Source organism: Kluyvera sp. STS39-E (assembly GCF_040932435.1).
Lineage (GTDB): Bacteria > Pseudomonadota > Gammaproteobacteria > Enterobacterales > Enterobacteriaceae > Kluyvera.
Genome location: NZ_JBFQGA010000003.1, coordinates 114,329 through 135,758 on the forward strand (window position 1 = coordinate 114,329; position 21,430 = coordinate 135,758).

Below are 21,430 nucleotides of genomic sequence, written 5' to 3' on the forward strand. Positions count from 1 at the left end.
ACGGTGACGATGGCGATAATCAGCATAATAATCGTGGTTTTTCTCATTGTGCTCCTCCCGGAAGCGCATAGCCGCCAATAAAGAACCAGCCCAGAAAAATCACCGCGATGAAAAAGATAACAATGGGGAAAGCGATACCCAGTCTCATTGTGATGTCCTGATTTCTATTCCTATATGGCGCGTATGATACTGTAATTCGCTGAAGGGCAGGGCGTTAATTTCTTGCGCGGTGGCGAAATTTTTTGTCCTGATACATTTCGCTATCAGCAGCGCGTAGGGCGCCATCCGGATTCATTTCATTTGGGTCAACGATAACGGAACCGATGCTCGCTCCCGGGTAGTGGATAAGCGAGTCGCCTAATAAATAATCACCGATAAGCAGTTGGCGGAGCGTCTGAGTAAACTGTTCAAGCTGCGAGGTGGTGCGGGCGAGCGTGGCGACCATAAACTCATCACCCCCCAGACGGCCTAGCTGATCTTCGGTGGAAATACCCAGCTTCAGTCGCTGCCCAACCTGTTGTAAAAAAGAATCCCCAGCCTCGTGACCGTATAAATCATTTATCTTTTTGAAGTTATCGAGGTCAATAAACGCCAGAAGTACCGAATGATCTAAGTGTCTTGCGAGGGAGAACAGGATCTCTAGGTTATCGAAGACGGCCCGGCGGTTAGGCAGCCCGGTTAGTGCATCGGTATAGGAATGATAAATCAGCGCCGCGTTAGCCTCCTGCAACTGAGATACCAGCGACTCTTTCTCGATATAGCGGGCAATAATGCTCGCAAATAGCTGGAGCACCTGCTCGCCGTTAAAACTTAGCGGTTTCTGCGCTGTGCTGGTGGCGCATAGCGTTCCGTATAGCGAGCCATCGGTGAGGTGAATTGGCGTACTCAGGAAGGTGGTGATCCCCAACGCTTTGGCCGCATCACAGTCACTCCATTGCTCCGGCACGTGGTCGCTATAGAAACATTGGTCATCCATCGCTCGCTTGCATAGCGTGTCGCCCCACGGCACGGAGAGATTTTCTGGGATATTCATTTCACCGCTGTTGCGTGAATAGACGATATGCTGCAGCTGGGCCTGAGTATCAATCTTGGTCAGATATGTTGATTCCATATTGGTTACTAGCTCAAGCATTTCAAGCAGTTGTCGAACGAGGCTTTCTAGCGACTGTTCCGTAGCAAGTGTTTGCGATACTCGGGCAAGTATAATATCTGACATGAAAACAAAGGCCCCCGATGAAGGTGTGTGATGAGGTATGATCTTAAACGAAATCGGACAACCTAAATTTTATACATTATGTATCGATAAGGTAAGCATTCTGTCACTAAAAGGTTTTTTATCCCCGAGCATCACGTGCTTGTGACAGGCAAAAAAAAGCCCCATCGGGGGCGTTAGCTCCCCTTTGTTACATGGGCTTTCAGCGGTGTAATGCGGGTTAGAGCATCACTCAAGACCACTGAAAGCCACTCTTAATCACCCAAGTGTGGACTCCGTGTGGACGTTTTCGGTGTTAACGCGGCCCCTTAATGGGTTAAGTGAGATTGCATCCTATAGATACTCCGGGGCGAAGTGCGCATAGACCATTGTCTGTTCAATTCGCGAGTGTCCGAGTATTCGCTGCAACGTGATGATGCTTCCTCCGTTAATCATAAAGTGTGTGGCAAAGCTATGGCGTAAGGCATGGGTTGCCTGTCCTGCGGGTAAATCAGGTTTTACTTCCTTCAATACCTGACGAAACGCTGTGTAATCAGCATTTGGGAACAGGAACCCACGCTTAACGCTCATGATCATTTCACACACCTCTTCAGACACTGGAACCGTACGCGGTTTGTTCGTTTTGGTTTTAACAAACGTTATGCGGTTATGGATGATGTGCTCCGCTTTTAGTTTTGCGGCTTCACCCCACCTTGCGCCGGTGCTGAGGCATAGAACGGCTATTTTTTTATTGTCGCCTTCAAGTGCAGATAGAAGGGCGGCAATCTCCTCATTTGTTAAATACCCAGTCTCTGGTTTCTCTTCTTTCAGTCGTTTCCTTCCCCGTATCGGGTGCTCACCGTGGAATAATTCCGCTTCAATCAAAGCGGTGAACATGCCACTGATACAGGTTAAATCACGGTTAATGGTGGAAGGTTTTATTCCTTCTCCACGGCGAGCAGCAACGTATTGGCTGATTACCGTCTTTGTGATTTGAAACGCGCAGGGATCACCGGTTATGGCTGCAAATTTCTCTACCTTCCCCCGGCTATATTTTCCCCATTCCTCATGCTTTGCTTTTAAGTCCCACCAAATTTGAGTCAACTCTGAAAGGTGCCTCTTATCAGTAGGCTTAGAAAGCCATTCTTTGTCGTGATAATTGAACTGAGTGTGCTTTTCGAATGCGATAGCTTCACTCTTTTTGTCAAACTTACGGCGGATGCGTTTTCCGTTGCGTCCAGCCGGTCTAATGTCCACTTCATACCGACCATCATCGAGTTTCTTAATTGTCATAAGACCCCCAAATGAATGGCGTTAGATTTTTGTTTTTGTACCGCTGTTAGTTTTTCTTTGCGCTTATGTCTCAATCCTTTGTCGTATCTATCGTACTTAGTAACAAGTAAACAAAGTTTGTAATAAACATACGCATGGTGAATGGTTAACCAGTCTTTTGGTCTGAGTGCTGCGATGTTGTTACATCTTGCCCAAAGTGTGCGAGCGCCGGTGCGATTTGACCGGATTCAGGAGATACCTGATCGGTCATAAACCACAGGGTGTATTTGATGAACTGTGGGTGCTGAAAGATTTTCATGATGGGATCTAGGCTCGCGCTTTTTGTCCCCGCTTCATAGCCTGAAAGTGTGCTGTAAACAACGCCTGTTAACTCACTGAATTGTCGACGATTAAGCCGCTCCGACTCTCTTATAAGCTTCAGTTTCTCTGAAATAGGGATTGACACAAAAACCTCCTTGGGAAATGATTACGCGTATGGATAATTATTTGCTTGTGGCGTATATTGCTTTAAGGGCAATTAAAACCCATTAAGAGCAATTAAACACACAATAGGAGAATGTAGCAGATGAGCAAACAGCTTGTAAGCGCAACTGATGCCGTTCCTTACCAGGAGTTCGCAAAACTGATTGGCAAAACTCCGGCAGCCGTGAAAGGAATGATAGAGAAAGGGAAGCTGCCCGTTGTTGAAATGACCGATCCGCAATCCACCTCCGGGCGTGCGGGTGAATACTGGGTTTATCTTCCAGCTTGGAATAATGGCATGAAGCTTGCCTATGAAAGCCGCCCGAAAGAAATCAGGGAAGGGTGGTTGATGTGGTTAGGTCTGGGGAATCCATCATGATTATTACGATTTATTTGTCCCATCCCTTAAGCGATGAGCAGATTAAGGAATGGGCAAATTTAGCCGGGGTTACGCAATCTTGATTGGTTTTTTGCCTTTATGCGTGCGCCCATTTGAAAGATGCATTTCGTCAATTGGGATCCCAGCGAAGTCATAAAAACCAGCATCAGGAATTGATTGCTGGAATTTTTCAGCATCATCAATGCAGTAATAGCGAGTTTCAAACGTTTGGCTGCTCGTTGCGATGGTTTCCCCCTTTTCGTTAACGATTCGCCATGTCCAGCTTGTATGGGTTGTATTGGAGATTACGAAATTAATGCACATGTATAGCGGTCCTCAGCAAGTAAAAGAATCAATGGATAACTTGCACAAAAGTACAGACAACATGCTCACGGCTTTGGGTGGGTGCGATTACAAAACAGCTATCGCGATTATTGACTGGATGAAAGAAATGGTAACCGCTAACGCATGTGTATTACCTGCGAAAGAGGGGGCTTTTAGTTCGGCGACTTGCCCGACCTTTCCTTTCAATTACGCCATATAAGTAAATCTCACCTTTTCCGTGGTTGCTTGTTTTTGGCGATTCAATGCTACCACAGGAATCACGCGCCGGGCGTGTGGACTTTCCCGGCATCCACTTAAATTTAATGGAGTTTTATTATGGATATAACTCAAGACCCATCATTCGCCAGCCTTTTAAGCCGGGGCCAGCAAATTACGCATCGCGCCCATTCTCGTGGGTGGATTGAAACCCCAGACGGCCAGTTCTACCAACCAAAAGCAACGGACGTGCAGTTTATGAAACACTGCCGTTTACCTTTCATGTCAAAGCCACGCGGTAAACGTCGCTGGTTTGCCCGCTTAATGGGTATCTTCGCTTAGTTCTGGGGAGGTGGTTATGTTGATGGAAACAACCGGCCAGTTGCCTGGCCGTCGCAAGTTCTTAGAGCAACGGGCGATTTTACAAAATAGCCTGACTCTGACCCGCGCCAACGACACGGCAACCCGATTCGATCGCCTGGATGAAACCCGTAAAAAGGTTGTTTTCATGCTGGCGAATGAAGCGGCCAGCCGCGTGGCAGGAATGCCGCAACTAACCCGCCGTCACCTGGACGAGCCGTTCGCAAGTCTGAGCGAAACCGAACAGGCAACATTGTTGCTTGGCATTAAACGCCTGGCCGAATTCGCCGCCGCGCTGCCGTGGGAGTTTGAAGACTACGCCGCGCCCCGCGCTGAAATTCAGGCGATACGAGACAAGCCGGTAGAACCGGAAAAACCAACCAACTAACAAATAACGAACCACGAAAAAGAAACAGGCGCTAACGCGTCGGGCTTCGTGCACCCTGGAGAAAGTAAAAATGATTCGATCTCTCGTTAAGTGGCCGGGCGGTAAAAACCGCGTTATGTCCGATTTACAGCTGGTACTGCCGAAAGGTGAATGCCTGGTTGAACCGTTTGTGGGTGGTGCTTCCGTCTTCTTGAATACCGATTATCGCCGCTACATCCTGAGCGATATAAACCCCGATTTGATTAACCTTTATCGTGTTGCCAGAAGTACCCCTGATGAACTGATAAACCTTTCTCGCGACTTGTTTAAGAACCGCAATACCAGCGCAAATTATGCAAAGTTCCGCGACATGTTCAATCACCCGAAAGGTCGCCATCTGCGCCACCGTTTCGCCAGCGTCGCCAGCGTCGCCCGCGCAGCGTTCTTTTTGTACCTGAACCGCCACGGTTACAACGGCCTTGTGCGCTACAACCTGAAAGGTGAGTACAACGTCCCGTACGGAAAGGAGAGCGACAAAAAAACGCAGTATTTGCCAGAAGCGGAGATCCGCTTGTTCTCTGAAAAGGCCCGCGATACCTGCGTTTTATTTCTTTGTAGTGACTTCGCGGACGCTATCAACGCGCCCCTTTTCCCTGATAGCGTTATTTACTGCGATCCGCCGTACCTGCCTAAAAGTGACACCGCCAATTTTACCCAGTATCACACCGGCCCATTTGGTGAGGAGCAACACCGCCAGCTGGTTGCCGCCATTCTGAAAGCAAACCGAGAGACGGGCGCATCTGTCGTGATTTCTAACAGCGACACCCCACTGACCCGCGAAATTTACAAAGACTTCCGCTTCCAGGAAATCGCCGTCCAGCGTTCGGTAAGCGCCAACACCCAGAAGCGCGAAAAGGCTAACGAGGTGATCGGTGTTCTCAAAGTTTGCGACGGCTGCGGGCGTGCCGGTGGTGGCCTTTGTCCTGACTGCGGTTCGGTGATGGGTGACGCGACCTACAACGAAATGCTGGCAACGGCTGCGGCCAATGGCGTGGAGGCTTTCTGATGGCTACCGCGCAGGAGTTTATCGGTTTTGACCCCGCCAGCCCGGAAGGGGAAATCACCGCAACGATGGTTGTTGATCGTATTCATGACCGCTGGCAATTGGGCAACTTCTGGCTGGTTGAGTTTGACGCTTTTTATGACGGCGTTTGTGTTCGCGATACGGCCGCTTTTTCTACCTTCATCGAAGCATTGAGTTTTCAACGTGGCAGCCCGGTTACGCTGGCGGTTGATCCAGGTTACGCCGATGATGATTTGCCATTTTGAGGGCCGCTATGACTGATTTCGCATGGCCCTGGAACGCCCCGCGCCCGGCTATTGGCCCATATGTTTACATTCCGAAAAAAATCGCCCCGCTTGCCGGGGCGGTGGCGCATCACCCTACCGTCAAAAAACACATCGATCACCTATTCAAAGAGGCCGGTTATAACCCCGACGAAGTTCGCGACCGCAACGCGCTGATCCAGTCGCTGGACAGATACGAGCCGCGCGGCTTGCCGTTAGCCAGGCATCAAGATTTTATTCGTCAGCAGAATGAAGCGGCCAAAGCTGCAGCGGCTGCGTGGGCAGATACGCCGGAAGGGGTGGAGGCCCGTTTGTTGTCTGAGCCGTATTACATCCGCGAAGTGTGGCGCAAAAAAATAGACTGGCTGCGGGCTAACCGCGAAGCCCGACACATTAATGATTTTCTTATGGGCACCGTGAAAAAATCCTTAATGCGTCTTGATGTCGTGCGTATTCGCCAGGGCGCAGAAACTAACATCGGCAGCGAGCTGGCCGCGTACTGGCAAGAGGAATGGCAGCGCCTTGCCGGTTTTACTAAGCGCGAAGCGTTAAGCGCCGCGCATGAGATCGCCAACCGTCTGGAAGAAATGTTTAACACGGAGTGCGAGGCGCAAAAGCTGACCGTTGATTCAATGACGAACGATCAGCTTGATTGGCTTTACTGGCATTTGGGCCGCGAAATGCTGGCCTTGCGTGTTGTGCCTCCTGCCTGGCGTGCGCCGTGGGAACGCGATCGCATCTTTACCGCCATTCTGCGAATGTCTTCGCCAGACTGGTGGGGCCGCAAAATCTGGCGCTTGCGTTGTGACTGGCGCGAAAACCAGCTGCGTGCGGTCGGCGCAGTCAATAAAAAGGCGCACGCTTACGTCAGCGCATCCAGTCTGATCGAGTGGCAGGAGCAGCGCCGCAAAAACCGTGAATTCTTCAAAAATCATGAGCTGGTCGATGAGGACGGCAACGTCTCATCACTGGAAGATATGATTAATAAATCCACATCTAACCCAGCCATTCGCCGCCATGAGCTTATGGCCCGAATGGCTGGCGTGGAGCTGGTCGCCCAGAGTCGTGGCGATGTTGGCATCTTTCTGACCATCACGTGCCCGTCGAAATATCACAGCAATATCCAATCGGGCCACCATAACAGCAAATGGAATCACACCACCGTAGCGGAGGCGCAGCGCTATTTATGCCGCGTCTGGAATCGTGCCACGGCAAAATTGAAGCGTGAAAATTTACGCCCTTATGGCTTCCGGGTGGCCGAGCCGCACCACGACGCAACGCCACACTGGCACGCGCTGCTATTCATGCCACAAGCGGAAGTCAAAGCGACCGTCGCCATTCTGCGGGAATACTTCATCAAGGAAGACCGCGCCGAGCTGGGCCGCAATACGGGAGCCCGCTTTAAGTCCAAAAAGATGGATCCGCGAAAGGGGTCGGCAACGGCTTACATTGCAAAATACATTTCAAAGAATATCGACGGCCACGCGTTGGCCGGTGAGCTGGACGACGAAAGTGGCCAGCCGCTGAATGAAACAGCAAAATATGCGATGGCCTGGGCGTCACTTCACCGTATCCGGCAATTCCAGCCATTGGGCCAGCCGCCTGTATCGGTTTACCGTGAGCTGCGCAAGTTGAGCAACCAGATCACAGCCCGCCAGAAAATTGCCAACACCTTTAAACGCGGTGCGGCCCAGCTTGATGATCCTGCGATGGATGCCGTTTGCGCCGCTGCGGATGTTGGATGCTTCGCGACCTATATCATCCGGCAGGGCGGTGTATTGATTCCGCGTGATCGCTACGTGGTGCGCCTGGCGTACCAGCCCGCCGACGAAATGAACGCCTATTGTGAGATCCCCGAAAAGGTTTATGGGGTCTGGTCGCCGCGACTGGGGGAAATGTCCCGAATTTGCACGCGCCAGGTTAAGTGGACAATTCGCGCCAAATCGTCAGCCAACACCGAGGCCGAATGCGGCCCCGGTTTGGGGGTTGACGTTAATTCGTCGCCCCTGGGCGACGCTTGGAGTTCTGTCAATAACTCTACGGAAGACGAAAAAATCACCGATTTTTCATCTGACGGCGAGGTAATGAGAGAAAATTCAGATGATGAAATATTCGATTTTGACAACATGACCGATAGGCAGCGCCGCAAATTGTGGAAGCGACTCAGGGAAATGCCGCCGCCACGTCGAAATGTTGCCCCGCCATATCCCCCAGGCAGTGATTTAGATATTGCCTGGCGGGCTGCTGCCGAGAAATTAGAGTCCAGAAGTCTGGCTGAGAATGCCCGCCGCGTTGAGCTGGCCCCGGCGATCGCTCGTCTGGAGTCTGAGGCGGCATTGCATTGGCTGGAGCTTGGCGAGGCGCTGGCGTTATCGCTATTGAAAGGCGGTTGCCTGACTGTTGGGGCAACGGTTTACCGCGCCAAAGTTAGCGGCGAGCTGATTACCCGTCAGCAGGTACATGAACCGGGGAGGATTGCCCGGTTGTGGGAACGGCTGAGGGATAACCACGGTATTAATGTATCTCAGATACAATTTGATCCATTTGGAGAGTATGCAAAAATACTCAAATGCTCAGTTTACAGAGATAAAAACTAATCATTTATTTGTATTAAGTATGCCCCGTGCAATTCTATTTTTACATCTTCTGCGCAAAGGAATAATGAGGATGCATACTGAACGGAAAATATCTCGTCAATGAGATAATTTGCGTAAATCAAATCAACGAAATTGATGAATTTTCCTTTATTTGACGAATACATTGAATCCATTATTTCTTGAATGGTGTTATTGCCAATCTCACATTTCTGTGATTTAACGTGATGAATTATGACGGTGTTTACTTTGGATGTTTTTTTTGCTTTGGCAATGTCTTCGTTGTCAATATTTAAGGCAATTCCAGTGCCACTCATCATGTTTAGCGTATATGAATCCAGAGCGGCGCCGAACTTGATTTTACTAAATGAGTGCCTGCATAGCTTTATGAAATCCTTATCGGAAAAGCTCATGGATTTAAAAAATAAATAAAGCAGCAGGAATTTTATTTTTTCTTTTACAATCATTACCCGCTGCAAATTGGCCATAATCTCTTCATCAATAGGTGCGCCATGAGCTGCTGCATTTCTGATTTTTATTATCGTTTCAAAGTCTTCATCTTTAAAAGAAATTAAATTTTGAATGTCAACGCTAATTGTCTCCATTAGAAGTTTCAATATCAACCTAAAATCTTGAGCGTTTGTGTTTTTTATGTAGCCAACCTGAAGAATCATGTTATCTATAACTTCACATGAATCAGTGTGTTTTTTATCTGCTGGCAATGATTTTTTATACTCTCGAAGAGTGTTTTTAATGCTGTCTTTTAATTTATCGAATTTACGTAAGGATATTGTTTTATTAGTGTGGGTTTCATGGTGTTTTTTACTGTATGCATCTAAAAGGCTTACAACTCCGAGTATTTCATACTCCCAGAATCCCTTATAAGAGAACATGCTTACTAGCCTGACCCAGAACTCTGAAAGAGTACTGCTTGAGTCTCCATTAAAAGTGCTGGTTAGAATTTTGTTCCATTCATCATTAGTTAGTAGTTGAGCTGGGAATATAAAACAGTCATGAGAGTTTTCAAATGGATGCTCTAATTTTGATGGCGCATGAAAATACAATGAATTACACCGAGCCCCATCATTTTTAATAAGCCATGTCTTTCGGATGGAGAGATCAAAACCTAGCATGAGTGAAAATAAAATTCTTGTTTTTTTTATAATGCATTTAATTGCATCAAGCGATACGTCACCTTCAGATTTTCTAATTCTAATGAACGCATCTTCAACAATGGTGGTGGTGTCTATCTTTTTGCTGAAGGAGTAGTCATGCTCTACTGAAAAAGTATACAATTCACCATTTATATTGAACTCAGTTTTTATGAAGCAGTCCGTAATGTCTTTTTTAATACATGAGTCGCTTACTGTAAAATTTGAGCGCCCATCAAAGAATGTATATAATCCTGAAAGTGAAATATCGACACCGTTAATATTCTCTGGTTTTGATCCGGTGGTTACATATTCAGGGATTAATGAATCTCCGGTTCTTTCAGAGTTATACAGAGTGAATGTTTCCCTCTGTGATTTTAAAGATATTAAGTTAGGCGGGTTGTTTAGAAACGCATCTACCTCATTTGAGAAAAAATAATCACCCATTTTTAAATGGGGAAATGAGTTCCTTGCAATGATTAGCGTACAGTCTAGATCATCAATGCTTCCGATGGATATTTTTGCCGGTACATTAAGGCCTTCAGCATAATCGATATTCAACATATATTCCCTCGAACGTATTTACTATCCAATGTTAAATTGTATTCCATGAGCTTCAATAATCGCATTTATAAAGTCTGTTCGCTCAGCAAATTCAATGCGAATTGCTTTTCTTCCGGTTTGAGCCGGTCAATCAGCAATTTTACCAACTTGTTGCCAGTTAGCCCGCTAGGGCTAAGAGTATGAGAAAAGGAAGCGTTAAAAACGAACGTATGACCGCATTCAACTTCTGTGCAGGCGCAGTACAAATCCGCCAGTTTCTTGTCTTTCCAGTCTGATTTTCGAATAGTGGCCGGTGATCCGCATTCCGGACATTTAATTTTGAAAACTCGCATGTTCACCATCCCGCACGCCATTGATAACAATGGGGATGATTTTAACTTAATTACGATCATTTTTCGCCCTTATCGGTACTAATTACCGGTGTTTCAACGTCAAAATTGAGGTGTAAGCGTGCGGGGATCTCCGGGTCACTGTTTACGCCGTTCATAAATTTGCGTTGAAGCGGGATAACTTCGTCTTTTCGGTAGGTTGTCCGGGCTGTTTCCGGGTTGCCCATTACCGCGCCGTTGGTTGGAATGATACCGGCCAGCCCTGCGGGGAAGCGGTGAGCGGTGAAAATATCCTGTGCGGTGATGCCTTTGATGTTCGCGAATTCATCTTTGGCGCTGACTTCGCCAACCGGCAGAATTTTGACCCCTTCCGGGTCGCCTTTTGGGATATTGATAAACATGTTGCGGAAGTTGCCCAGCCCTTTGGACGCCGCAATCTTATCTTTGATTTCGTTTTCCATTTCCAGCGTAAGGTTTGGATCGCTGGTATACAGAATAAAGCCCATGTGCGCACCGTTGTTGTAATAACGGCGGCGAAAGATGGTTGCTTCGCTGTTGAGTAATACCGAGTGAATCCCGCCGATGTAATCCGGCAGCCCGTAAACCTGTTGGCGCGGGTCATACATCTTGAAAAAGACGATGTCTTCCGGGTCATAGATAAGGGCAGGCCCTTCCTGGAGAACGGCAAACGAGCCGTCTTTCCGGCAGCGAAGGTAAAGCGACGGCAGCGGCAGAAGGTCGATCACTTCCCCCCAGACGTTGCGAATTTTCAGGATGGCCACGTCACCAAATATCAGGTAATCAAATGCCATTTGTTCGACCTGGTCAGTCGTCAGCCCGCCGCCAGTGTAGCCACTGGCAATCATGTTGCGGCGGGCATACAGGACGCCACCATGCTGGCCGTTAAGGTTCGGCAGCTGCGCCAGCGCGAGGCGGTCAATCGGCAATCGCCAGTGATCATATTCGTTGTCGTACCAGATATTATGATAATCGGTGCCGGTCGTCAGGATTGGTTCTGGTTCGCCAAAGGTGATGACACTCCCGCGCCCCGGCGTGAATGTCTTCATATCGCTTGCGCCCTGGGCCTTGAATTTTTTCGCCTTGCGCTTTTTAGTTGTCATGCTGCTTCCCCAAAGTGCCAGCCCGATGGGCGGTCAAATTCATGGTCGATAGGTTCATTAATAACGGCGTGCGAGATAGCAAAGAAAACATCCGCGTGGCCGGTTGAGTCTGAGCGTTCGGCGACGAACGTCAGCGCGTTGCCGCTGTTGGTCGTGGTGCGCCGGATAGCCATAAAGCTGGCCGGTATTTCGGCCCGCTCTTTGTTCGTTTCGTCGATAGCGTCTTTTGCCCATTCAATGCGCTTGCGCTCGACAACGTCGATCATCTTCATGACCAGGCGGTTTTTACTTTCGACGCTATAAAGAATTGCGGTTGCTTCACGTGGGGCAAACTTGCTGACAAGGTCGTAAACCCCTTTGCCCAGGCCGGTGGTATCAATCCCGATGTAAGTGATATTGAAGCGGCGCATAAGCTGCCGGATCTGGTCAGCCTGCCAGCTGAAGTTAAAGCCCTGCCATTGCCAGATCGCCAGCACGCGGAAGCGTTCGCCGTCGTGAATAGGTGGCGCGACAATCACAAAGGTTGAGTTGTCACCGCTGCGGGACGGGTCGAAACCGGCCCATACTTCACGGTTGCCAAATGGCCGCGCGGCGGTGGGGTCATAGTCGCCCCAGGTGGCGCTGTCTACTTCACAGCCTGCCAGCACGGAGAACTTAAAGACCGCGTCTTTGCTGTCAACAAACTGGCACATATACAGCATCGCGAATGCGGTCGGGTTGTACTTGTTGCGCAGGCGTTCGATATCAACCAGCGCCCCCAGGCCGCCCGCGATAGCGTCTTCCATGTTGATGACATAGCGCCAGATCCCATCCGGGCAAATGACGCCCTGGCGCATGGCGCTGTCTTTCGGAAACTCAATGCCTTTGCGCTTCGCGTCGTCGCCGCGCCATTCGTCACCTGTCCAGACCGTGTAGGCCTGGTGCGTTTTGGCGCTGGGCGTTGAAAAGTACGTCGTGCGGTACTTGTTATGCGTCGCCATCGCGCTGGCGACTTCGTGCAGGCGCGTGAATTTGGGGATCCAGAAGACTTCGTCGCCGTACAGGTGACCGTTGAAGCCCTGCGCGGTGCTGGCGTTTGTTGAAAGAAAACGCAGGATCGCCCCGTTGCTGAGGCGAATATTTTTGCCGGTCAGCGTGATGCCGAAATGATTCTGCGCAATCTGGACGATGTATTCGCGGAAAATTTCCGACTGGGCGCGGGATGCCGAGAAAAAGACCTGATTGTCGCAACTGACGACCGCGTCTTCGAACGCTTCCCAGGCGAAATAGTAGGTCATGCCGATTTGTCGGCTTTTCAGGATAAAGCGCCAGTCTTCGCCCTTGTGTTCGCGGCAATGCAGCTGGTACTCGAAAAGATGTTCCCGCGCCCAGGTATCGAGCATTTCAGGCGTCAGCCCGGACACGTCGTTTTTCTTATACCGGCGCTTTCCTTCCCCTGGTTCGCCGCCTGCGCTGCTGAGGCAATACCCTTCGCCGTCATAGGCCGCTTTTTTGGCCTGAATTTCTGCCAGCTTTTCGGCGTGCTTGTTGCGCTGCGCCATGAGTTTGACGTGATGGGCAATCAGATCGCGCAGTTCTTCCAGTTCAAGGGCTGTTTTTTTCTCGCGGCGAGACAGCTGGTCGATGCGACGGGCAATGACGTTTTCCACTGATTCGACGGGCAGCAGTGATGCCCACTCGCCGACATCCGCCCAGTGGTAAATAGTACGCGGTGGAATATTCAATTCCTGCGCGATATCTTTCGGCGACCAGCTTTTTATATAAAGCGTGCGGGCCGCTTCTTTTAATTCATCGGAGTATTTAGCCATGCTGCCATTATGGCGGTGTTTTTTGCCTGAATTGATAATTAAATATCGGCAAAAGGTGGTTAACTATTTATAACCGAATACATAAGAAATAAATGCATCGCGACATTTAATTTAATTGGCAATACTGACAACTACAAACGAATTACCGTTATTTAATATCATTGTTAAAGGTCAGTTATGCCACAACCTAATTTAAAAACGGACTGGATTTGTATTGCTACGTCTGGGCCAGCGGTTGACGGTCGCAACATTGAGCCGCAGTGGCTGATCGATGCGGCAGAAACCTACACCCGCAAAACCTATACCGCCATGATTTGGCCGCACCATCCGCAATACGCTTTAGGTGAGCGTGAGTTTACCTGCAATCTTGGCGAAGTGGACGCGCTGAAAGTGGAAACGGAAGGTGATGTTACTAAGTTATATGCCCAGTTAATCCCGAATCAATTCTTAATTGATGCCAATGCGATGGGGCAAAAGCTTTTTACATCTGCTGAGTTTGTTTCTGATTTCGGCGGTAGTGGCCGCGAATATCTTTTTGGACTGGCGGTGACCGATATTCCGGCGAGTCTTGGAACGGAAAAAATTAAGTTTGTACTGGCTGGAGAAGAAAGGGATTCCGAACGCGGTAGCCTTGAAACTTTCAGCCTGGGTAATTTGCAGAAAAATAAGCCGGGTTTTTTCACGCGTTTATTTAATGCGGATAAAAGTTTTACACCAACACCAGAGCCAAACACTGACAAGCCCACCGAGGGCGACGGAGAAAAAATGGAAGAATTAAAAGCCCTCATCCAGAAAATTCTGGATTTAGTTCAAAGCGGCACTGCTGCCGCAGCGGGTGACGCTGCCGCCGTTGATACGCCAGAGCAGGCCGCCGACGAAGTGGCCGTTATTGCCGATGAAATCGCCGACGCGGCCGCCGAAGTGGCAGACCTGGCCGAGGAAGTCGCAGAGAACCCGGAAGACGAAGTCAAAGCGGAAGAATTCAGCGTCGCAAAAGCCAACCTGGCAAAAGTGATGAAAAAATTCAGCGCCGCCCCGGCATCGGCCCGCCGTCAGCGTACCCGCAGCCGTCGCCGTGATTTCTCCGCTGGCCGCCAGCCCGCTGGTAACCCGCTTAACGATCTGGCCGAACAGCTGACCACCGTCATGACCAAGCTGTCCGTGATGGAAGGTAACGGAACGCGTCGCCCTGGCAATGCGCCTGGGGTCAGCAACAAACCGCGTGAATTAGTTTAAGCGCCTGATTTAAGGAAAATAAAATGCATCATACGCAACAACTATCAGCCCGCGCCGAGCAAATGCTGCAAAGTTTTACCGCGGCCCTGGCTAAATCTTATGGCGTGCAGCACACCGCCAAGATGTTTGCGATCACACCACCAAAAGAAACCATGCTGCGCCAGGCGTTGCTAGAGTCTTCCGAATTCCTGCGCCTGGTCAATGTGAAAGACGTCCAGCAGACCACCGGCCAGGTTATCAGTACCGGTAAGCCGGGTATTTATACCGGTCGTAAGAAAGGCGGCCGCTTCTCCCGTTCCCTGGGCGTCAGTGGTAACGAGTACAAGCTGGCTGAGACGGATTCTGGTTCCTTCCTGGATTATGACACGCTGACCAACTGGGCAAACTCCGGCAGTGAAGATGAATTCTTCCAGCTGATTCAGGCATTCAGCAATGAGCAATTTGCGCTGGATATGCTGCGCGTGGCGTTTAACGGCGTGAGTGTTGCCGAAGACACCGACCCGGAAAAAAATCCGAATGGTGAAGACGTTAACATCGGCTGGCACCAGATCGTCAAAACGCGTACGCCGACCCAAATCATCACCGATGCGGTCACGCTGGGCGGTGCTGGAGCGGATTATGTGTCGCTGGATGCGGCAGTTACTGACCTGCTTCATACCTGCATTCTGGAGCATTACCGCAATGATCCGAACCTTTGCGTTCTGATTTCCGGTGACCTGATTGGGAAGGACGCCACAACCATGATGAATATGGTTGACCGCCCAACCGAAAAAGTCGCGGCGCAACTGATTAACCGCAACATCGCAGGCAAACAGGTGTACACCCCGCCGTTTATGCCAGAAGGTCGCCTCATCATTACAACCCTTAGCAACCTGCATATTTACACGCAGGCGGGCACCCGTAAGCGTAAAGCCGACTGGAGCGACGATCGCAAGCAGTTTGAAAACAACTATTTGCGCATGGAAGGTTACGCCGTCGAGCATGACGAGCTTTACGCCGCGTTCGACAAAATCACCCTGGCAGGTGAGGTGGCGGCACCAGAAGGGGGCGAATAACCATGACCCCGTGTCAACGACACCGCGCACGCGTGAAAACAGTCCAGGCGCTGGATAAGCGCGAAGCCCTGACGGCATCGCCGGTGAGCTTCCATTTGCAAATGCTGGAGCTGAAAAGGGATGTCGAACGGCTGCGCAGTTTGCCGCGTACAGAAGACCGCGTCGAAATGAAGCGTGATGCTCTTTTGCCGCGCTGGATGCCGATCGTTGAAGCGTATCTCGCGGGCGACACCCGCTTCGCTAACCCGGCCCTGGTTTACTGCGTGATCTGGTTGTTCGATACGGGGGAAATGGGCCAGGCGCTGGACTGGGCTGACGTGGCAATCACTGAGCAGCAGGCCACGCCGGAAAACTTCAAAAGCACATTACCGGCATTCGTGGCCGACACGGTGCTGGAGTGGGCGACCAATGAAGCCGCAGCCGGTCGCAGTATTGAGCCGTATTTCAGCCGCACATTTGAAAACATCCGCGAGAAATGGCGGCTTCACGAAGACATTAACGCGAAGTGGTACAAGTTCGCCGGGCTTTACATCCTGCGCGACAACAACGGCCAGCCGCGTGCCACTGCCGTGGATGATGTCAGCACGCTTGAACAGGCTGATGCGCTTTTAGCCCAGGCGGCGGCGTACAACAAAAACGCCGGGGTTAAAACGATGCGCGACAAGATTCGCGCCCGTATTGCCAGCCTGACCGAACAATAACGACTCCCGCAAGCCGGGACGGGCGCGGGGGAGGCATCAACCATGCGGTTGTTGGCCGTGGAACCCGTTAGCCCGTTTCTATTGCAAAACTGAGGTGTGAACCATGAGCGGCCCAAGTTTCAGTATCAGCGGCAAGCCAGTGACGACAACGCCGACCGTTATCACCAACGGCGTGACGTTCTGGCCCGATCTGGATCTGGCTGAATTTCAGAAGGTGCGCACGCTGCCCGCAGACCTGCCACCAGAAACCGCAGGCGTGGCCCTGCTGGCGGCCATTGCCGAGGTTAACGACACCCTGGCCGATGTGGTGGCCTACTGGAACGCGAAAGCCTGCGAGAAAGCCGCAGACGCGCCAGGCGCGAAGATGGGGAAGGAATCCCAGCTGACGGCCCAGTACAAGAAAGCCGTTTACGCCCGCGCAAAGGCCGATTTACTGGGCGAGTTTGCCACCATCGGGCGACGCGAGTCGCACCCAGGCCAGGAAAGCCAGGACACCCGCGCCAGCCTGCTGGCTGAGGCGGCAACGGTGATGCGCAATATGCTGAAAAAGCCACGCGTGGGGGTGCATCTGATATGAGCCAGCTGGAAAGCCTGACGGCGTTTATTACTGACCATCTGCCGCCCGAGGCCATGCAGATGTTTTCCAGTTCGATGGACGATTGCGAGCTGGTACGCAGCGCCAAAGCGCTGGGCAACAACCAGACCCGGATCGGCGTGCTGACCTACAGCGCCCGGTTGTCGTGGGATAACTTCCCCTATCGCCGGTATTCGCCGGGCCTGATTTATGCCCTGGTGATTGCCTGGGCGAATGAGCACGCCAACGAGCTGCGCGACGAATTGAAGTTAGCAGAGCCTACCGTCGATCCAGAGTTTGACGACGAGGGGTCGTGCATCCTGGACGTTGTCATCGGGCTGGCTGACCCGTTAGTCATTCGACAAATGGAAGACGGCCCCATCCCGTACAAGGGCAAGCGCTGGGACATCGTTAATCCAGAAATCTGGGTCGCGGCAGAAATGGACATCATCGCCAAACGTGGGCCAGCGTCATGATCCGGGGTGAGCTGGACAAAAAGCAGTTAGCGCAGCTGCGTGAGGCACTGGCGAAAGCTGATTTGCCCCCCAAAAAACGCCAGCGTTTGTTATGGCGTATCGCGAAGCTGGGCATTGTGGCGGCGGCAAAGCGTCACCAACGCCAGCAGGCGGCCCCGGATGGGACGCCCTGGGCACCACGCAAGCGCGGCAAGGGAAAGATGTTAAAGGGGTTGCCCAAACTGCTGGCGGTGCGGGAAATGCCGGAAATCCAGGGGGTACGGATTTACCTCAAGGGCGGCAACTACCGGAACGGCAATAAACCCATTGCGGCCGGTCTGGTTGGCGCTGTCCAGCAGGACGGCGCAAGCATCCAGATGAAAGCGAGCGGCGCACCGCGTAAACCGCAGGCAAACCAGCCCGCGTTACCACGCCAGGCAAAGCGCCTGCGCTCGCTGGGCTACAAGGTGCGAAAGGGTAAACGCTGGGTGAAGCCGTCCAGTAAACAAATTATGGCAACCATGAGCATGGCCCAGGCGGGGTTAGTTATCCGCAAGCTGAAAGGTACACCGTCCAAACGTACCTGGACGATCGATATCCCTGGGCGTGTTTTCCTGGGTGTAAGCGATGATGAATTTAAACAAATTATTGCGCGGCAAATGCAAGCGATCGGCTTCGGCTGGGACGTTAACGCGCAAGGTATCAGGGGGTAAGAATGACCGCACCGTCAGTCACTATTGACCAAAAAAACCGCTACAACGGCACCACCACAGAGATCGAACGTGTCGTCCTCTTTGTAGGGTATGGCGACACCAACGTCGGCAAAACGCTGGCGATCAATTCAGGCACTGATCTGGATGCTGCGTTCGGCGAAAAGGACAGCCTGTTAAAGCAAATTGTTGCCGCAGCTGCCAATAACGCCGGGCAAAACTGGTTTGCCTATGCTCGCGTTATGGCTGTCCCGGATAAAGAGGCAGAGGACTACAAAGCGGATGAGGACTGGATGAGCGCTGTTTCTGCTGCCCAGTCTACGGCATCCGTTGAAGGGGTTGTCCTGGTCTTTGATGTTGCTGAGAAAGCGACTATTAACCGCGCAAACGAGATGCGCACGACGCTACAGGCTGTTAATGGGCGTTTTGTCTGGTTTGCCCTGGCCGTTGGCGGCCCGGAGGATGCCGAAACGTGGGCTGATTATCAGGAGCGTCTGGCCGCGCTGGCTAACGATATTGCCGCACCTGGTGTGCAACTTGTGCCGCGTCTTTGGGGAAATGAACCCGGCGTCCTGGCTGGCCGCTTGTGTAACCGTTCGGTGACCGTGGCCGATAGCCCGGCCCGCGTTGCGACCGGCGCAGTCACGGCACTGGGTAGCGATGCGTTGCCGGTGGATGGCACCGGGGTGGAAATCGATCTCGGTGTAATCCAGGCGCTGGAGAAACTCCGCTACAGCGTGCCGATGTGGTACGCCGATTATCCGGGGATCTACTGGTGTGAAGGTCGCACCCTGGACGTAAACGGCGGTGACTATCAGGTTATTGAAAATGTCCGTGTAGTTGATAAGGCATCGCGCCGCGTCCGACTGATTGCGATTCCGAAAATCAAAAATCGTTCGCTCAATAGTACCCCTGGAAGCATCCGGGCGAATGAAACGCACTTTGCTGCGCCGCTGCGTGAGATGTCCAAATCCGTTGAAATCAACGGCGTGCCGTTCCCCGGCGAGGTGAAACCGCCGAAAGATGGTGATGTAACCATCGCCTGGGCAACCAGTACGCACGTACAAGTTTTTCTTGTCGTTCGACCATACGAAAGCGCGACTCAAATCAGCGTCAGTATCGAACTTGACACCTCTTTGGAGAGCTAACAATGACAGAACGCATTAGCGGCGGGTCGTTTGATGTGAACTATGACGGCGTCATGATTCACGTCGAAAACGCCACCGTCACCATTACCGATAACAGCGCCGTAGCGCAAACGCGCGGCGTCCCGAACGGGTACACCAAAGGATCGGTATCCGCAGACGTGGAAGTCGAAGTCGATTCGCAGAACTTCAAGAAATTCACCGCCGTAGCCCGCGCCGCAGGCAGCTGGCGTGATATTCCCGCAAAGGACTTTTTGTTCTATGCCAACGCGGGCGACGACGAAGAAAAAATCGAGGTGTTTGGCTGCGTCCCTTCGCTGTCTGACGTTGTCAACATCAACCCCAACGAGGCCAGCAAGACCACCAAGAAAATTAAATTCATGGTGACCAGCCCGGACTTTATCGCGATCGATGGCGTGTCGTACCTGTCAGCCCGTGATACTCGCGACCTGAAAGGATAACGACATGCAGAACGGAGAAGGGCTATTAGCAAAGCTGCTGCTGATTGGCGCGGTGATTGGCCTGGGGCATTTGATGGTGAGCAATGAGCCGCTAACCATTCGCCTGTTGCTGGGCCGCGTGATTCTGGGGGCCGCCGTGGCCCCACTGGCAGCAATCCCGCTGCTGAAATACCCGGATATGCCGGAGCTGGTCGTCGTCGCGATTGCCTGCGGGCTGGGCATTTTGGGGGCCGCGTTTATCGAAGCCGGCCTTAAGCGTGGATTTGAAATGTATATCAGGAAATGGGGGAAGAAAACGCCATGACATTGAGCGAAAAACAGCAGGTCTTCGCGGTGAAAATCGCCCAGCTGATTTTATGGGCTAACGATCGCGGTCTGCGCCTGACGTTTGGCGAAGCGTACCGCACGCCGGAGCAAGCCGCATTGAACGCCAAAAAAGGCAGCGGCATTGCAAACAGTTTGCATACCCAGCGACTGGCCGTTGATTTCAATTTGTTTGTGAACGGTCAGTACAAAACCCGCACCGAGGATTACCTGGCGCTGGGTGAATACTGGGAAAGTCTGGGCGGGTCGTGGGGCGGGCGCTTCAAATCACGCCCTGACGGCAATCATTTTAGCCTTGCGCACGAAGGGGTGCGCTGATGCGTGATCAGCTGGGGCCGCTTTTGCTGCTGGTTGCTGCGATGGTCTTCGGCTGGCAGGCGCACGGTTGGTATGACGCAAAGCTGACGCTGGCCGTTAATGAGGCGGGCGACAAAACCCGCCAGGTGGTCGCGGATGCGACGCAGAAATCTGGCGAATTGCTGGAAGAAAAACTCGCGGAGCTAAAAGCCAATGAAGTGCGCACGGAACGGGTTATCCATACGGAAACCATTAAGCCGGTGTTTAGCAATGTTTGCGCTACTGATGATTACGTCCGGTTGTTCAACGAAAGTGCAGATCAAGCCGAGCGAGTCTTATCAGGAAAACCAGCTGACTCTTTGCCCGGTCACCCTGCCGCGTCTGGCCGGGCCGACCGGAAATGACTATGACGCGGCGTTAACCGCTTATCGGCAAATGTATGTCGATTGCGCCGCACGACATAACGCCCTTGTGGGCAACATTCGACAACGAAAGGATTTAACCAAATGAGCAAAGCAAAACCGATCACCATGACTGTGCAGGGCGTTTCCCTGACTTTTGAGCCGAATAAAACCGCGTTCAATAACCTGATTAACGAAATGACCCTGACCAACAAAATGGCACCGATGGCGACTTATCTGTCCCGTATCGTGTCCGGCGACTGCAAAGCGCAGCTGGTTGAACTCATGGAAAGTTATCCGGGCTGCGAAATGCAGATCGTTGAGAAGGTGAACGAAATTTACTCACCGAAACTTGAGATCGAAGTAAAAAACTAACGGCGCGGGTGGCGGCCATACGGGGAAACGCGCTGGAGCAGTATCTTGCGTTGCGCCGCTACTACCTCCCGCACGAAGCCGACGACGAAGAAAGCATCGCCCGCGCCCTATGGCTGGATGAGTATTTCGCCCAGACCAAAGCCCGGAAAACGGCAGACGGCATAGCCCTGGCACTAAACGGAAAATGAT

Annotated in this window: 27 protein-coding genes and 1 pseudogene; 19 read left to right on the forward strand and 9 right to left on the reverse strand. The window is 51.6% G+C overall.

Going from position 1 to position 21,430, the window contains the following annotated elements:
- Positions 1 to 43: 43 nt before the first annotated feature.
- From AB4K05_RS07045 to AB4K05_RS07060, 4 genes and pseudogenes are all read right to left on the reverse strand, one after another.
- The gene (locus AB4K05_RS07045) at positions 44 to 148 is read right to left on the reverse strand and encodes a YoaK family small membrane protein (RefSeq protein WP_100249921.1); all 105 of its coding nucleotides are present in this window, start codon (positions 146 to 148) and stop codon (positions 44 to 46) included.
- Positions 149 to 214: 66 nt separating this feature from the next.
- Positions 215 to 1,216, reverse strand: coding sequence for a diguanylate cyclase (locus tag AB4K05_RS07050; protein WP_368479280.1), 1,002 nt, complete (start codon positions 1,214 to 1,216; stop codon positions 215 to 217).
- 255 nt (positions 1,217 to 1,471) lie between these two features.
- A pseudogene (locus AB4K05_RS07055) lies at positions 1,472 to 2,485 on the reverse strand (tyrosine-type recombinase/integrase).
- A gap of 145 nt (positions 2,486 to 2,630) precedes the next feature.
- Entirely contained in the window at positions 2,631 to 2,930 is a 300-nt protein-coding gene (locus tag AB4K05_RS07060) for a helix-turn-helix domain-containing protein (RefSeq protein WP_368479281.1), read from the reverse strand.
- A 120-nt stretch (positions 2,931 to 3,050) separates the two neighbouring features.
- On the opposite strand from AB4K05_RS07060, the gene AB4K05_RS07065 reads away from it, so the two are divergent.
- Positions 3,051 to 3,326: a regulatory phage cox family protein gene (locus AB4K05_RS07065; RefSeq protein ID WP_279264361.1), complete on the forward strand. Its 276-nt coding sequence runs from the start codon at positions 3,051 to 3,053 to the stop codon at positions 3,324 to 3,326.
- Positions 3,327 to 3,395: 69 nt separating this feature from the next.
- Here AB4K05_RS07065 and AB4K05_RS07070 read toward each other — a convergent pair whose 3' ends face one another.
- On the reverse strand, positions 3,396 to 3,650 hold the full coding sequence (locus AB4K05_RS07070) for a hypothetical protein (RefSeq protein ID WP_368479282.1): 255 nt from the start codon (positions 3,648 to 3,650) through the stop codon (positions 3,396 to 3,398).
- Positions 3,651 to 3,986: 336 nt separating this feature from the next.
- On the opposite strand from AB4K05_RS07070, the gene AB4K05_RS07075 reads away from it, so the two are divergent.
- The 5 genes from AB4K05_RS07075 (at position 3,987) to AB4K05_RS07095 (ending at position 8,537) form a co-directional block, all read left to right on the forward strand.
- A complete protein-coding gene (locus AB4K05_RS07075; RefSeq protein WP_368479283.1) occupies positions 3,987 to 4,208 on the forward strand; it encodes a phage filamentation protein Fil family protein in 222 nt (73 codons plus the stop codon).
- 16 nt (positions 4,209 to 4,224) lie between these two features.
- On the forward strand, positions 4,225 to 4,614 hold the full coding sequence (locus AB4K05_RS07080; RefSeq protein ID WP_368479284.1) for a hypothetical protein: 390 nt from the start codon (positions 4,225 to 4,227) through the stop codon (positions 4,612 to 4,614).
- A gap of 70 nt (positions 4,615 to 4,684) precedes the next feature.
- Positions 4,685 to 5,659 carry a Dam family site-specific DNA-(adenine-N6)-methyltransferase gene (locus AB4K05_RS07085; protein WP_368479285.1) on the forward strand — a complete coding sequence of 325 codons (975 nt, stop codon included), beginning with the start codon at positions 4,685 to 4,687 and terminating at the stop codon, positions 5,657 to 5,659.
- Complete coding sequence (locus tag AB4K05_RS07090; RefSeq protein WP_368479286.1) at positions 5,659 to 5,922, forward strand: hypothetical protein; 264 nt, start codon at positions 5,659 to 5,661, stop codon at positions 5,920 to 5,922. The genes AB4K05_RS07085 and AB4K05_RS07090 overlap by 1 nt, the downstream gene beginning before the upstream one ends.
- Before the next feature lie 8 nt (positions 5,923 to 5,930).
- On the forward strand, positions 5,931 to 8,537 hold the full coding sequence (locus AB4K05_RS07095) for a replication endonuclease (protein ID WP_368479287.1): 2,607 nt from the start codon (positions 5,931 to 5,933) through the stop codon (positions 8,535 to 8,537).
- On the opposite strand, the gene AB4K05_RS07100 is transcribed toward AB4K05_RS07095, so the two are convergent.
- The 4 genes from AB4K05_RS07100 to AB4K05_RS07115 form a co-directional block, all read right to left on the reverse strand.
- On the reverse strand, positions 8,534 to 10,249 hold the full coding sequence (locus AB4K05_RS07100) for a hypothetical protein (RefSeq protein ID WP_368479288.1): 1,716 nt from the start codon (positions 10,247 to 10,249) through the stop codon (positions 8,534 to 8,536). The two genes, AB4K05_RS07095 and AB4K05_RS07100, sit on opposite strands and share 4 nt — an antisense overlap.
- A gap of 65 nt (positions 10,250 to 10,314) precedes the next feature.
- Entirely contained in the window at positions 10,315 to 10,590 is a 276-nt protein-coding gene (locus AB4K05_RS07105; protein WP_368479714.1) for an ogr/Delta-like zinc finger family protein, read from the reverse strand.
- 47 nt (positions 10,591 to 10,637) lie between these two features.
- A complete protein-coding gene (locus AB4K05_RS07110) occupies positions 10,638 to 11,699 on the reverse strand; it encodes a phage portal protein (RefSeq protein WP_368479289.1) in 1,062 nt (353 codons plus the stop codon).
- The gene (locus AB4K05_RS07115; RefSeq protein ID WP_368479290.1) at positions 11,696 to 13,507 is read right to left on the reverse strand and encodes a terminase family protein; all 1,812 of its coding nucleotides are present in this window, start codon (positions 13,505 to 13,507) and stop codon (positions 11,696 to 11,698) included. Before AB4K05_RS07115 ends, AB4K05_RS07110 begins: the two co-directional genes overlap by 4 nt.
- A gap of 177 nt (positions 13,508 to 13,684) precedes the next feature.
- On the opposite strand from AB4K05_RS07115, the gene AB4K05_RS07120 reads away from it, so the two are divergent.
- From AB4K05_RS07120 to AB4K05_RS07180, 13 genes are all read left to right on the forward strand, one after another.
- The gene (locus AB4K05_RS07120) at positions 13,685 to 14,743 is read left to right on the forward strand and encodes a GPO family capsid scaffolding protein (RefSeq protein WP_368479291.1); all 1,059 of its coding nucleotides are present in this window, start codon (positions 13,685 to 13,687) and stop codon (positions 14,741 to 14,743) included.
- Between the two features lie 23 nt (positions 14,744 to 14,766).
- Positions 14,767 to 15,798 (forward strand): phage major capsid protein, P2 family, encoded by a 1,032-nt coding sequence (locus AB4K05_RS07125; protein WP_368479292.1) that lies wholly within the window; start codon positions 14,767 to 14,769, stop codon positions 15,796 to 15,798.
- Complete coding sequence (gene gpM, locus AB4K05_RS07130) at positions 15,795 to 16,499, forward strand: phage terminase small subunit (RefSeq protein ID WP_368479715.1); 705 nt, start codon at positions 15,795 to 15,797, stop codon at positions 16,497 to 16,499. The genes AB4K05_RS07125 and gpM overlap by 4 nt, the downstream gene beginning before the upstream one ends.
- A gap of 103 nt (positions 16,500 to 16,602) precedes the next feature.
- On the forward strand, positions 16,603 to 17,076 hold the full coding sequence (locus AB4K05_RS07135) for a head completion/stabilization protein (RefSeq protein WP_368479293.1): 474 nt from the start codon (positions 16,603 to 16,605) through the stop codon (positions 17,074 to 17,076).
- A complete protein-coding gene (locus tag AB4K05_RS07140) occupies positions 17,073 to 17,549 on the forward strand; it encodes a phage tail protein (RefSeq protein ID WP_368479294.1) in 477 nt (158 codons plus the stop codon). The genes AB4K05_RS07135 and AB4K05_RS07140 overlap by 4 nt, the downstream gene beginning before the upstream one ends.
- Complete coding sequence (locus AB4K05_RS07145) at positions 17,546 to 18,241, forward strand: hypothetical protein (protein WP_368479295.1); 696 nt, start codon at positions 17,546 to 17,548, stop codon at positions 18,239 to 18,241. The genes AB4K05_RS07140 and AB4K05_RS07145 overlap by 4 nt, the downstream gene beginning before the upstream one ends.
- A gap of 2 nt (positions 18,242 to 18,243) precedes the next feature.
- Complete coding sequence (locus AB4K05_RS07150) at positions 18,244 to 19,386, forward strand: DUF2586 domain-containing protein (protein ID WP_368479296.1); 1,143 nt, start codon at positions 18,244 to 18,246, stop codon at positions 19,384 to 19,386.
- A 2-nt stretch (positions 19,387 to 19,388) separates the two neighbouring features.
- Complete coding sequence (locus AB4K05_RS07155) at positions 19,389 to 19,844, forward strand: phage protein (RefSeq protein WP_368479297.1); 456 nt, start codon at positions 19,389 to 19,391, stop codon at positions 19,842 to 19,844.
- Positions 19,845 to 19,848: 4 nt separating this feature from the next.
- A complete protein-coding gene (locus AB4K05_RS07160; RefSeq protein WP_368479298.1) occupies positions 19,849 to 20,148 on the forward strand; it encodes a holin in 300 nt (99 codons plus the stop codon).
- Positions 20,145 to 20,486, forward strand: coding sequence for a M15 family metallopeptidase (locus tag AB4K05_RS07165; RefSeq protein ID WP_368479299.1), 342 nt, complete (start codon positions 20,145 to 20,147; stop codon positions 20,484 to 20,486). Before AB4K05_RS07160 ends, AB4K05_RS07165 begins: the two co-directional genes overlap by 4 nt.
- Positions 20,486 to 20,869 (forward strand): hypothetical protein, encoded by a 384-nt coding sequence (locus AB4K05_RS07170; RefSeq protein WP_368479300.1) that lies wholly within the window; start codon positions 20,486 to 20,488, stop codon positions 20,867 to 20,869. The genes AB4K05_RS07165 and AB4K05_RS07170 overlap by 1 nt, the downstream gene beginning before the upstream one ends.
- Positions 20,870 to 20,971: 102 nt before the next feature.
- Positions 20,972 to 21,241, forward strand: coding sequence for a putative phage tail assembly chaperone (locus tag AB4K05_RS07175; protein ID WP_368479301.1), 270 nt, complete (start codon positions 20,972 to 20,974; stop codon positions 21,239 to 21,241).
- 8 nt (positions 21,242 to 21,249) lie between these two features.
- The gene (locus AB4K05_RS07180) at positions 21,250 to 21,429 is read left to right on the forward strand and encodes a hypothetical protein (protein ID WP_368479302.1); all 180 of its coding nucleotides are present in this window, start codon (positions 21,250 to 21,252) and stop codon (positions 21,427 to 21,429) included.
- The last annotated feature ends 1 nt before the right edge of the window (position 21,430 follow it).